The sequence below is a fragment of the Paenibacillus sp. FSL H8-0168 genome, assembly GCF_038592955.1.
In the GTDB taxonomy this organism is placed as follows: Bacteria; Bacillota; Bacilli; order Paenibacillales; family Paenibacillaceae; genus Paenibacillus; species Paenibacillus polymyxa_B.
Window position 1 is genome coordinate 2264650 of record NZ_CP151948.1, and the last position, 13814, is coordinate 2278463.

Below are 13814 nucleotides of genomic sequence, written 5' to 3' on the forward strand. Positions count from 1 at the left end.
CTAGAAGGTTGGAACCAGTAGCATAACTGCCTGAATAACAATCAATGAGCTCCTGGATAAAAGTGATTTTCAGGATAGGAAGGTGCATCATGAAAAGAATTACGGTACTTGGTTCAACTGGATCTATTGGAACTCAAACGCTGGATGTAGTGTCCATGCACCCGGATCAGTTTACTGTTGAGGCTTTAGCAGGTGGTTCTAATATAAAGTTACTTGCTGAGCAGGCGCATCTTTATAAACCCAAAAAAGTGTCTGTGGGTACTCGGCAGTTGGCGGATGAAATTCGTCCTTTACTGCCTTCTGGAATGGAACTGCATTGGGGAAATGAAGGACTCGTTGAGCTTGCTGCGAACACAGAGGCGGATATGGTTGTGACGGCTGTAATGGGCAGTGTCGGATTGCACTCCACGCTGGCCGCAATTGAGGCTGGAAAACAGATCGGTTTGGCCAATAAGGAAACACTGGTTACTGCTGGTCATCTGGTCACAGCGCGGGCTCGGGCGAAAGGAGTGCCGTTGCTGCCGATTGACAGTGAGCATTCAGCTATTTTCCAATGCTTGAATGGTGAGCGTATGAAAGATGTGGCACATATTACTCTCACAGCATCAGGGGGTTCTTTTCGAGATTTGACAAGAGAACAGTTGCGTGAAGTTACAGTGGAAGATGCACTCAAGCATCCCAATTGGTCAATGGGGGCTAAAATTACAATTGATTCAGCAACGATGGTAAACAAGGGGCTGGAAGTCATTGAGGCGCATTGGCTATTTGGACTTGATTATGAGCAGATTCATGTGTTGCTTCATCCGGAAAGCATTATTCATTCCTATGTTGAGTTTCAGGATACAAGCATTGTTGCTCAACTTGGGAATCCGGACATGAGAGTACCCATTCAATATGCATTGACTTATCCTGAGCGTATGAAGTCCCCGGCGAAGCCGTTGTCACTGGCTGAAGTGGGCAGACTCCATTTTAAGGAAATGGATTATAATCGTTTTCCTTGTTTAAGGCTTGCCTTCGAATGTGGTAAAATGGGTGGTACAGCACCGACCGCATTTAATGCAGCTAATGAGATTGCTGTTGCCCGTTTCCTGCGTGGAGAAATTTCTTTTCTGCATATTGAAGCTATTATTGAACGTTTGCTGGAGCGGCATGTCAATGTGGCTAATCCTGATCTGTCTGCGATTGAAGCATGTGACGGAGAGACTCGTAGCATAGCTGCCGAATTGTAGGCTAATGTTGGGTTAGAAACGAAATGTGATTCTCTTGTGCGGGATCGGAGAATAATGATAATCTAGGAAGACAAACTCGATCTCATTGAAAGGGGAACGGAAACGATTGGAAACGATTCAAATAGTGTTGATGACGGTGCTCATGTTTTTCGTCATAGTGACGGTGCATGAATGGGGGCATTATTATTTTGCCAAGCGCGCCGGGATTCTGGTACGGGAGTTTGCGATCGGTTTCGGTCCGAAACTGTTTTCTTATAAAAGAAACGAGACGCGATTTACGTTGCGTTTGTTGCCGTTCGGTGGCTTTGCCCGCATGGCGGGAGAGGATCCGGAGGTCAATGAAATTGAGACCGGACAAACGATTGCTGTACGCGTAACGGATGACGTCGTGAAAACCATCTATCTGGATCAACTGGATAATCGCAAGAATGTGGTGCGTGGCGAAGTGTTGGATATTGATCTGGAACAGTCGTTAACTTTAAAATTGGATGTAGATGGCGAAGATCAGCAATACACTGTACACCCGCAAGCGATGATGGTAACCAAAGGTCAATCCATTCAGATTGCACCCAAGGATCGGCAGTATGGGAGTAAAACAGTAGGACAGCGTGCGATGGCTATTTTTGCTGGACCACTGATGAATTTTATTCTTGCCTTTATTTTGTTTGGTCTGCATATTCAGATGGTCGGCATACAAGTGGACAACCCGACTTATGTCCAAATTAGTGAAATTACAGCAGGTATGCCTGCTGCTGAAGCTGATTTGCATAAGGGAGATATCATCGAATCGGTGAATGGAATAGCCATTGGTGCGAATGTTGAAAACATGATCAAACTGATTGCGGATTCTCAAGACAAGCCGATGAAGTGGACGGTTCGCCGTGATAATAAGACCTTTGATCTTACTATTACACCTCGTGCAATGGAAGGACAAAAGGGTGGCAAGGTGGGCATTGTGCCTGAACTTCCAAAACGCCAAGCAGGTGTGGGTGAAACGTTCAAATTTGCCGGACAATCCATGGTCAGAACGACCGATATTATTTTCCAAGGATTTAGCCAGCTTATTCAACGCTTTTCTATCAATGACCTGGGAGGCCCGGTACGTACTTTTGAAGTGACGGGGCAAATTGCCAAGCAGGGGATTGAGCAGTTGACGTATTGGACTGCCATAATGAGTCTTTACCTGGGGATATTTAATTTACTGCCTATTCCGGCGCTTGATGGAAGCAGACTTGTTTTCCTTGGTGTGGAGGCGGTAAGAGGGCGTCCCGTCGATCCGAGCAGGGAAGGAATGGTCCATTTCGTTGGTTTTGCTATGCTATTCCTGCTTATGATTGCGGTCACGTATAACGATATTTTACGCTTAATTAATGGTTAATTAGATGACGGACTTATATAAAAACGGTCTGTATGGGAGGACATGCATTTCTATGTCGAACGATAAACAGTTTGTCGAGGAAATTACGCCGCAGAGCGAAGATTTTTCCCGATGGTATATTGATGTTATTAAAAAAGCAGAACTGATGGATTATTCCCCTGTTCGCGGATGTATTGTATTCCGCCCCGATGGTTTTGAAATCTGGGAGCATATCAAGGAAGCCATGGACGTGCGCTTCAGAGAAACAGGGCACCGTAATGCCTATTTTCCAATGTTCATTCCAGAAAGCTTTTTTCAAAAGGAAAAAGAGCATGTTGAAGGGTTTAATCCTGAACTGCCTTGGGTAACCGAGGCTGGCGGGGAAAAGCTGGAAGAGCGTCTTGCAATTCGTCCGACTTCGGAAACCATGATTGGTCATATGTACTCCAAATGGATTCAATCCTATCGTGATCTGCCTGTGCTTATTAACCAATGGGCTAATGTAGTGCGTTGGGAAAAACGCACGCTGCCTTTCTTGCGCACAAGTGAATTTTTGTGGCAAGAAGGTCACACGGCCCATGAAACAGAAGAAGAAGCACGTGAAGAAACGATGAAAATGCTGGAAGTATACCGTGAGGTTATTGAGGAAGTTCTGGCTATTCCGGTTATTACTGGACAGAAAACACCTTCTGAAAAGTTTGCAGGTGCGAAGGATACATTTTCACTGGAAGCGATGATGAAGGATGGACGGGCGGTACAAGCTGGGACCTCCCACTATATGGGAACTAATTTTGCCGTTGCATTTGACATTAAATATTTGAGTCGTGAAAACAACTTGGAATTCGCGCATACGACTTCATGGGGAACAAGTACACGTTTGATCGGTGCACTGATTATGGTACATGGAGATGACCGTGGTCTGGCATTGCCTCCTAAAGTTGCGCCTACGCAGGTTATTATGGTTCCAATTGGACCACCTAAGAAGCGTGATGCCGTTATCGCTCGTGCAGATGAATTATTTGCTGAGTTGAAACAAGCGGGAGTGCGTGTTAAAATGGACGACCGTAGCGATGTAAGTCCAGGCTGGAAATTTAATGAATATGAAATGCGCGGTGTGCCGGTTCGTCTGGAAATCGGACCTCGTGATATGGAAAACGGTGTCTGTGTGCTCGTATCCCGCATCAGCGGTGAGAAAAAAATCGTGCAGCAGGATAATCTGGTTGAGGAAGTACACGCGATGCTCGCACAGGTACAGCAGGAGATGTTTGATCGTGCGAAAAATTTCATGGAAGAAAACTTCTATTCCGTCGATACGTTGGATGAAATGAAGACTCTCATGGAAGAAAAACGCGGCTTTACTTTGGCAGGCTGGTGCGGAGCTGAAGAATGTGAAGACAAAGTTAAAGAAGTAACAGGTGCTACAAGCCGTAACATACCGTTTAAAACAACCGAGCAAAAGTCCACATGTTTGTGTTGTGGCAAACCTGCCAAGCATACAGTAGTGTTTGCACGGGCGTACTAATATAGATGTAGGGCAATATCACTATACTCACTTCATTCTTTTTGCTGACATGGTAGCTATTACGGGACAATGTTCCGAAGGATCTATGTCGTTGTGAGAAGGATTGAAGAGGGCTACGAAAAGCTTTTGCGGTCGGAGATGTTTTTGACGCAGAAGCTTTTCATGTTTTCAGAATGGTAGATTTAAAATTGGGGGGAGAGTCATGGGCGGAGCTGAAGAAAAGAGAAAGCGGCTGGAACTGCTGATGAAGCAAGTTGGGATGCCGGCTGGAGTGGTTGAACCTTATTTTTTGGACGGTTGGATTGATCAAGTGGAGATTAGCCGTACCAATAAGGATTGGAATATCACCATTGCCAAGGAGACACTGGTCCCCGCTCAGGTGTATCGTACGTTCTGTATTCAAGTACAGGAAAAAATGAGTCACATCGCAAAAATTACGTTCCGTTTTCAGTATAGTGAGCAGATTCAGCCTGGTGATATCATCAGTGAATACTGGAAACTTTTTCTAGAGTGGGTGCATCGTGAGATCCCATCTGTTAACGGTTGGATGAATCGGGCTGTGCATGAGTGGGAAGACGGTCTATTATTGCTGACGATGAGCGATAGTATGTCATTGGAACTGGCGCGTAAAAAACAGATAGATCAAGCTATCATCAAATTTTACGATAAATATTTTGGCCTCTCTATGCGCATTAAAGTCCAAGTGGGTGAAAGTAACCAGGAGGCATTACAGCAATTCCAAGAAAAGAAGATGCAGGAAGAACGCGAAGTTATTCAGCAGATGATGGAAAGTATGGAATCCGAAATGCCGCCTTTGGATGAAGAAGAAGGAGACGTACGGCTTCAATTTGGTTATGACATCAAAGAACCGGCTGTTCCGATGCAAGATATTCAGGACGAAGAGAAAAAAGTCACCTTACAAGGAACAATCTTCGGTTTGGATAGTAAAGAATTGCGCAATGGCAGTACGTTGTTTACGTATTATTTGACCGACTTTAGTGATTCCCTGCAAATGAAAATGTTTGCTAAAACTAAAGAAGATCTGAAGATCCTCAGTTTGTTGGCTAACGGGAAATGGGTCAAAGTGCGAGGGCGAGTTGAATATGATCGTTTTATGCAAATTCCCGAGCTGGTTATGATTCCTTCCGATCTAGTTGAAGTACAGGCTCCACCCACACGTAAGGATAATGCAGAGGAAAAACGGGTTGAGTTCCATCTCCACACAAAGATGAGCGCAATGGATGCTGTCGCCTCTATTGACCAATACGTCAAAACAGCCGCCAAATGGGGGCACAAGGCGATTGCGGTCACTGATCATGGCGGTGTGCAATGCTATCCCGATGCAGCAAAAGCAGCAAAGAAAAACGGAATTAAAATGATCTACGGTATTGAGGCCAACGTGGTTAATGATGCCGTTGAGGTTGTAATGCAGGCACAACCATTAAATTTGAAAACAGCGACTTATGTCGTTTTTGATATTGAAACCACCGGTTTATCGGTTACGCAGAATAAAATCATTGAGATTGCGGCTGTAAAAATGCATGATGGCAAAGAAGTTGATCGTTATGCTACCTTTGTCAATCCACATGAGCGTATACCATACAATATCCAGCAACTGACCAACATTAACGATGAAATGGTCAAGGACGCGCCGGATGTAGAACCTGTTATGAAGGAGTTTGTAGCTTTTGCTGGCGATGCTGTATTGGTTGCCCATAATGCGCGATTTGATGTCGGGTTTATCCAGGCCACCCTTCGAAATATGGGGTTGCCTGAAATGACCAATCCGGTACTGGATACGCTAGAATTGGCTCGTTTACTGTTTCCAACAATGAAAAACCACCGTCTGAATACGCTGACGGCCAAATATAAAGTTGCGCTCGAAAGCCATCACCGAGCCATTGACGATACAGTCGCACTGACTGAAGTGCTAAATGGCTTGCTGAATGATGCGGAACAAATTAAGGGTTTAAAAATGCTCGATCGTCTGAATGATTATGTGGGTAAGGATTTATCGACCGTTCGTCCTTTTCACTGCTGTATTTATGCCCTCAATCCGATTGGTAAAAAAAATCTGTACAAGTTGGTTTCGATGTCTCATACCGAATATTTCAAGCGTGTGCCTTGTATTCCTAAATCCAAATTGTCAGAAATGAGAGATGGATTGCTTATTATTTCTGGTTGCGAAAAAGGAGAGTTCTTTGAGGCTGTGTTGAACAAGTCCGAGGAAGAGGCCGAGGAAATTGCACAGTTTTATGATGTGTTGGAGATTCAACCTTTGACGATGTATATGCATTTAGTAGAAAAACAACTGGTAAGCGGGCCTGATGCTCTGAAAACGGCAATACGCAAAGTATGCGAAATTGGACGGCGACTTGATAAGCCCGTAATTGCCACAGGCAATGTTCACTACTTGGAAACTCGCGATAAGTTGTACCGTGATATTACGATACACGGCATTACGGGATTTAGCCCGCTAAAAGATATTCGTAAGCCAGATGCGCATTTACGCACCACAGACGAAATGTTGGCAGAATTCGAGTTTTTGGGCGAGGAGAAAGCCTATGAAGTCGTTGTGAAGAATACCAGTGAGTTGGCGGATCGATTTGAGGAGCTGGAGCTGTTCCCTGACAAGCTGTTCACACCTTTGCTGGATGGGGCGGACGAGGAAATCCGCAACACTTGCTACGAGACAGCTAAATCCATCTATGGTGAGGAATTGCCCGAAGTGGTTGTAGCCCGTCTTGAAAAAGAACTAGAGCCGATTATTAAATACGGTTTCTCTGCCAACTATCTCATTTCCGAGCGTTTGGTTAAAAAGTCTAATAAGGATGGATATCTGGTAGGTTCACGGGGTTCTGTTGGATCTTCTGTGGTCGCTACCTTTCTCGGTATTTCCGAGGTTAATCCACTGCCTGCACATTATATTTGCGGTAATCCTGAATGCAGACATAGCGAGTGGATTTTGGACGGTAGTGTGCCGAGCGGATTTGACTTGCCGGACAAAAACTGTCCGAAATGCGGTGGTAAACTGAAGGGTGAGGGACAGGATATTCCGTTTGAAACGTTTCTTGGATTTAAGGGAGATAAAGTTCCCGATATTGACTTGAACTTCTCTGGCGAATATCAGCCTGTCGCACATAACTATACGAAAGTACTGTTTGGTGAGAAAAGTGTATTCCGTGCTGGAACCATCGGTACAGTTGCCGAGAAAACAGCCTTTGGCTTTGCAAAGAAATATGAAGAGGCGCATCATAAAAAATGGCGTGGAGCTGAGCTGAACAGGCTGGCTTCGGGCTGTACAGGGGTCAAACGCAGTACCGGGCAACATCCAGGCGGAATTGTCGTTGTTCCCGATTATATTGAGGTCGAGGATATTACGCCGGTACAGTACCCCGCCGATGATACAAGCTCGGAATGGAAAACAACGCATTTTGATTATCACGCTTTTGATGCGAATCTACTCAAACTCGATATTCTGGGTCATGATGATCCGACCATGATGAGGATGCTTCAGGATTTGACTGGTGTCGATCCTACGACCATTCCAATGAATGATCCAAAGGTGATGAGCATGTTCAACTCCACGGAGGCGCTCGGTGTAACACCCCAGCAAATCCGCACACCTGTAGCTACCTACGGTGTACCAGAAATGGGGACGAAGTTTGTACGCCAAATGCTAGTAGAGTCGCAGCCAAGTTCTTTTGCTGACTTACTGCAAATATCCGGACTGTCTCACGGCACGGGCGTATGGTTGGGGAACGCACAGGAACTGATTAAGAATAATACCTGTAACATCAAGACTGTAATTGGTTGCCGTGATGACATCATGCTATTTTTGATTTACAAGGCAGGGATGGACGCAGGTCTGGCCTTTAAAATTACGGAGAGCGTACGTAAAGGTAAGGGGCTTAGTGCTGAATGGATTGAGGAAATGAAAAAATGCAAGGTGCCACAGTGGTACATTGATTCCTGTCTGAAAATCCAGTACATGTTTCCGAAGGCGCATGCTGCAGCCTACGTTATTTCAGCAGTGCGCACAGCGTACTTTAAGCTGTATCATCCGATTGAATATTATGCGACTTACTTTTCAGTACGTGCAGCCGATTTTGATATTGAACTGTGCTGTCAGGGATATGATGCAATCGCACGAAAGATTGTCGAAATCGAGCAACTCGGCTTTCAGGCACCGCCCAAAGAAAAAGGGATGCTTCCGATCCTGGAAATGGCCCTGGAAATGACGGCTCGCGGGTTTAGTTTTAAATCCATTGATTTGTACCGTTCTGAAGCTACACGCTTCAAGGTGGATGGAGATTCACTCATTCCGCCATTCGGAGCTCTTCAGGGAATTGGGGACAATGCAGCACGTAACATCGCAGCCTCCCGTGAACATGGTGAATTTTTGTCTGTCGAGGATTTTCAACAAAAATCGAAAGCTAGTAAAACCATTGTCGAAATGCTGTCCCAGATGGGTTGCTTTCGAGGTCTGCCAGAGAGTAATCAGCTGTCTCTGTTTTAATCCGAACCACAGTAGTCAAGCTCTGGCACTTGTCACATAACTATGGTTATGTTATAATTTTTTTGGTAATCATGGAGATAAAACCGTTGCTAAAAGAGTGGGGAAACCCACTCTTTACTGTTTGATATACAGTTACAACGTGAAAAGGTTATTTTTGGGCACGAAACCGGTACGCCGGTTTATTTGCAGTGAGCCCGAAATGAACATTACATCAAATGAAAATGAAAAAGCCGGTGATGGAGAAGCATTGTCCATGGCAATAGGGCGTCTTTTTTTCACCACAGGAAAGTTCACTTTTGGAGGTTATAATCTTTGAGCACACCAAAGATCAAATCAGTAGTAGAAGAAATGGCCCAACCTTTCCTCGATGAGCATGGTTTTGAACTGGTCGATGTCGAGTATGTCAAAGAGGGCAGCAATTGGTTTCTTCGCGTTTTTGTGGACAAAGACGGAGGAATTGATCTGGACGACTGCAGTATGATCAGTGAATATCTGGGTCAAAAGTTGGATGAAAATGACCCTGTTTCTACAGCATATTTTCTGGAAGTGTCTTCACCAGGCGCCGAAAGACCGCTGAAAAAAGCGGAGGATGTTACTAAAGCGGTAGGCAAAAACGTATTCGTTACTACATACGAGCCGATCAACGGCCTGAAGGAATTCGAAGGTCGTTTGCTTTCTTTTGAAGACGGGGAACTCACCGTTCAAAGCGGACAAAAGAAGCATGCCATACCTTATGACAAGGTAGCTGGTGCAAGGCTCGCGATCATATTTTAATTCAGATTTGACTGTTGCTGTTTGACATGTACTACATGTTTTTTTGCCTCGTGTGCCGACCAGTACGCAGGTGCATCATTTGAAAGGGGGAGCAGTAATCCATGAGTATGGATTTTATTGAAGCAATGAACGAGTTGGAAAGAGAAAAGGGGATCAGCAAGGATGTGCTGTTTGAGGCCATTGAAGCAGCCTTGATTTCCAGTTACAAACGGAATTTCAACACCGCACAAAACGTGCGTGTTGATATGAACCGCAACTCGGGAGTCATTAAGGTATATGCCCGCAAGTTGATCGTTGAGGAGGTATTGGATCCTCGCACCGAGATTTCGTTGCCTGCGGCCCGTGAGATTAACCCGCATTTTCAGTTGGAAGATATCGCTGAAATCGAAGTCACACCACGTGATTTTGGACGGATTGCTGCACAAACTGCGAAGCAAGTCGTGACCCAGCGTATCCGCGAAGCGGAACGGGGACTGATCTACAACAAGTTTGTGGACAAGGAAGAGGATATTGTAACAGGAACTGTACAGCGCCAAGACCCACGTAATATTTATATTGATCTTGGTAAGGTGGAAGCGGTTCTCCCGTTAGGTGAATTGATGCCTAATGAGAAATTTAGCCATCTGGATCGAATTAAGGCTTATATCACCAAGGTAGAAAACACAACCAAAGGACCGCAAATTATGCTGTCCCGATCACATCCGGGTCTGCTTAAGCGTTTGTTCGAACTCGAAGTGCCTGAAATTTTTGATGGTGTTGTAGAGATTCGTTCCGTAGCGCGTGAAGCAGGCTTCCGTTCTAAAATCGCGGTTCATTCCCGTAACGCCGAGGTTGATCCGGTCGGCTCTTGTGTGGGTCCTAGAGGTACACGTGTACAGACCATTGTAAATGAGCTGCGTGGCGAAAAAATTGACATTGTACGTTATTCCGATAATGTTGATGAATACGTGGCTAATGCGCTGAGTCCATCCAAGGTGCTCGAAGTGCAAGTATTTGAAGAAGAGAAAATGGCGCGTGTTATTGTGCCTGATTATCAGCTTTCTCTTGCTATTGGTATCAAAGGGCAAAATGCTCGCCTTGCTGCTAAGCTTACGGGCTGGAAAATTGATATTAAGAGTGAAACACAGGCGGAGGAAGAACTCGGCAGACCGAGAACATCCACCGATGAAATGCATCAGGATTCCGTTTCTGTAGATTAAGCGGAGTGTAGGGGGGTTAATGCATGAAACAGAGAAAGATACCTTTGCGCAAATGTGTGGCCTGTCATGAAATGATGCCAAAGAAGCAGTTGATCCGTGTCGTCAAAACCCCTGAAGACGAAGTGTTGATTGACTTGACTGGCAAAAAGTCGGGACGCGGCGCTTACTTGTGCGGCAAAGCCGCCTGCTTCAAGCTGGCTCAAAAGAGCAAGGCACTGGATCGAGCATTGAAGCACTCGGTTCATCCTGATATTTATGAGCAGCTAAGTCGTGATTTTGCTGCCGTCGAGGAAGAATTCCTGGCGGCACAAGGCAGCGTGCAGGATGAATAAGGCGCTGTCTGGATTGGGTCTTGCCATGAGAGCTGGCAAGCTGCTAACAGGTGATGAGATCGTTTTTAAAGCGATCAGGTCTTCAGAAGCCAAGCTGGTCATTCTTGCGAAAGATGCTTCAATGAATACTCAAAAGAAATTCCGCGACAAATGCGGGACGTACAAAATCCCCTTATTGATAGGATTTGACCGGGAAAGCTTGGGAAGCAGTATCGGCAAACCTGAACGGGTTGTGCTGGCTGTGACGGATCAAGGATTCGCGAAATTGATCAAGAAACATGCGGGGATAATGTCGGAGGTGGAGTATATTGAGTAAACAAGAAAGCAAAGACAAAGTGCGGGTATACGAATACGCCAAATCGTTGAACATGAGCAGCAAAGAAATTATCACCATTCTTAAACGGCTGGATATTCCCGTGAACAACCATATGAGCGTCATGGAACATGATGCCGTAGGTAAAGTGGAAAATTTTTTTAAGAATATTAAATCCAATGCTGCGGCCAAGCAAGGCGGAGCAGGTACGGCGCAAGTAAGCTCGAATCAGGCCGGTTCAAGCCAGAATAGTAATCATTCAACTGAGCAAACCAAAAATCAACAGGAAAAGCAGGTAAGTATGAATAGGACAAACAACAACCAAAACAGTAACCGAAGTAGCGCTCCAAAAGCGCAAAGCAGTCAGCAGGGCGGTCAAAACCGCAGTCAACAAAGTACTAGCAGACCCACTGGTCAGCAAAGTACACAGAACCGCAGTAATGGTCAACAACAGGGAGGACAACAGCGTCCTAGTGGCAACACAGGTTCGCGTCCTCAAGGTAACCAAAGCACTAACTCACGCCCTCAGGGAAGTAGTCAGGGTGGTACGGCTGTAAGAACATCATCCTCCACAGGTAGCAACAATGCGAACCGTAGTGGTGGCAACCGTACAGGCAGTAACTCCAACAACGGTGGTAACCGTTCCGGTCAAGGACGTTTTGACGATAACCGTCAAGGCGGCGGACGCGGTGGTAACGGTGGTCGCGGAGGCAATAATCGCGGTGGCAGTAATCGTGGCGGGAAATTTAACAATCGTGGTAAAGGTCAACAACAGGAACGTCGCGAGAAAATCGACAACACGCCTAAGAAAATTATTGTGCGTGGTGAGATGACCGTAGGCGAAACAGCCAAGCTTCTTCATAAGGATGCGTCAGAAGTCATCAAAAAGCTGATTATGCTCGGAACGATGGCGACCATTAACCAGGAACTGGATATGGATACCATCCTCTTGCTTGCCGGAGACTTTGGCGTCGAGGTAGAAGTGAAAATTCCGGTAGAAGAAGATCGTTTTGAAACCGTGGAAGAAAATGATGATCCTGCGGATCTGAGAACACGTCCACCAGTTGTAACGATTATGGGTCACGTCGACCATGGTAAAACAACTTTGCTGGATGCCATTCGCTCGACTAATGTAACCGGTGGCGAAGCTGGCGGTATTACACAGCATATTGGTGCATACCAAGTTGAAATTAATAGCAAAAAAATCACTTTCCTGGATACACCGGGTCACGAAGCCTTTACCGCTATGCGTGCACGTGGTGCTCAAGTGACAGATATGACGATTATCGTGGTTGCAGCTGACGACGGTGTTATGCCACAGACGGTCGAAGCTATTAACCATGCGAAGGCAGCAGGTCTGCCAATTATCGTAGCTGTGAACAAGATCGACAAACCGGATGCTAACCCGGATAAAGTGAAGCAAGAACTCACTGAATATGAATTGGTACCTGAAGAGTGGGGCGGCGATACGATTTTCGTCAACGTTTCCGCGAAACAAAGAATGGGTCTGGAAGACCTGCTCGAAATGATTCTGCTCGTAGCTGAAGTGAATGAGTACAAAGCGAACCCGAACAAACGGGCACGTGGTACCATCATCGAGGCAGAACTGGATAAAGGCCGCGGTTCTGTAGCCCGTATCCTCGTTCAGAACGGTACACTGAAAGTCGGCGATGCTTTCGTAGCGGGTAACTGCTTCGGACGTGTGCGTGCCATGGTCAACGATAAAGGTCGTCGTCTTAAGGAAGCGGGTCCTTCCACTCCAGTTGAAATTACTGGTTTGACAGAAGTTCCACTTGCTGGCGATCCATTCATGGTGTTTGAGGATGAGCGCAAAGCTCGTGCTATTGCTGACAGACGTGCGATCACGCAACGCCAATCTGATCTGGGCAGTAATACCCGCGTAACACTGGATGACCTGTTCCAACACATCAAGGATGGCGAAATGAAGGATCTGAACGTCATTATTAAAGGTGACGTACAAGGTTCCGTCGAGGCGTTGAAAGGTTCCTTGAACAAGATTGAAGTCGAAGGTGTGCGCGTTAAAATTCTTCACAGTGGTGCAGGAGCAATCACCGAATCCGATATTATTTTGGCCGCAGCTTCCAATGCTATTGTCATTGGTTTTAATGTTCGTCCGGATAACCAGGCGAAATCTACAGCGGAAGCTGAAAAAGTGGACATTCGTCTACACCGTGTCATTTACAATGTCATTGAAGAAATAGAGCAAGCCATGAAGGGCATGCTGGATCCTGAATATAAAGAAAATGTGATTGGGCATGCTGAAGTACGTAACGTATTCAAAGTTACTAAAGTCGGTACGATCGCTGGTTGTATGGTGACATCCGGTAAAATTACCCGTTCAGCAGAAGCACGTCTGATTCGTGATGGCATCGTCATTTTTGAAGGTAAAATCGACTCACTGAAACGCTTTAAGGACGACGCAAAAGAAGTTGCCCAAGGTTACGAATGCGGTATTACCCTTGATGGCTATAATGATGTTAAGGAACTCGACATTATTGAAGCGTTCGTCATGGAAACAGTGGAGCGCTAACGGCAGAGAGGTGAGCAT

At 45.7% G+C, this 13814-nt stretch carries 9 protein-coding genes; all 9 read left to right on the top strand.

Annotation, left to right across the window (positions count from 1 at the left end; all coding sequences use genetic code 11):
* The first annotated feature begins 89 nt into the window (after positions 1-89).
* Positions 90-1229, top strand: a complete 1140-nt coding sequence (locus MHI21_RS10710; protein WP_342419977.1) for a 1-deoxy-D-xylulose-5-phosphate reductoisomerase — start codon at positions 90-92, stop codon at positions 1227-1229.
* A gap of 106 nt (positions 1230-1335) precedes the next feature.
* Positions 1336-2607 (top strand): RIP metalloprotease RseP, encoded by a 1272-nt coding sequence (rseP, locus tag MHI21_RS10715; RefSeq protein ID WP_061829443.1) that lies wholly within the window; start codon positions 1336-1338, stop codon positions 2605-2607.
* Between the two features lie 52 nt (positions 2608-2659).
* Positions 2660-4108: a proline--tRNA ligase gene (gene proS / locus MHI21_RS10720; protein ID WP_069291738.1), complete on the top strand. Its 1449-nt coding sequence runs from the start codon at positions 2660-2662 to the stop codon at positions 4106-4108.
* Positions 4109-4310: 202 nt separating this feature from the next.
* Positions 4311-8627 (top strand): PolC-type DNA polymerase III, encoded by a 4317-nt coding sequence (locus tag MHI21_RS10725; RefSeq protein WP_165175630.1) that lies wholly within the window; start codon positions 4311-4313, stop codon positions 8625-8627.
* Positions 8628-8939: 312 nt separating this feature from the next.
* A complete protein-coding gene (gene rimP, locus MHI21_RS10730; RefSeq protein WP_061829440.1) occupies positions 8940-9401 on the top strand; it encodes a ribosome maturation factor RimP in 462 nt (153 codons plus the stop codon).
* A gap of 101 nt (positions 9402-9502) precedes the next feature.
* Complete coding sequence (gene nusA, locus MHI21_RS10735; protein ID WP_013309927.1) at positions 9503-10600, top strand: transcription termination factor NusA; 1098 nt, start codon at positions 9503-9505, stop codon at positions 10598-10600.
* A gap of 23 nt (positions 10601-10623) precedes the next feature.
* Complete coding sequence (locus MHI21_RS10740; protein WP_007430067.1) at positions 10624-10932, top strand: YlxR family protein; 309 nt, start codon at positions 10624-10626, stop codon at positions 10930-10932.
* Entirely contained in the window at positions 10925-11248 is a 324-nt protein-coding gene (locus tag MHI21_RS10745) for a ribosomal L7Ae/L30e/S12e/Gadd45 family protein (RefSeq protein WP_025720915.1), read from the top strand. The genes MHI21_RS10740 and MHI21_RS10745 overlap by 8 nt, the downstream gene beginning before the upstream one ends.
* Positions 11241-13796, top strand: a complete 2556-nt coding sequence (gene infB, locus MHI21_RS10750) for a translation initiation factor IF-2 (RefSeq protein ID WP_342419978.1) — start codon at positions 11241-11243, stop codon at positions 13794-13796. Before MHI21_RS10745 ends, infB begins: the two co-directional genes overlap by 8 nt.
* The last annotated feature ends 18 nt before the right edge of the window (positions 13797-13814 follow it).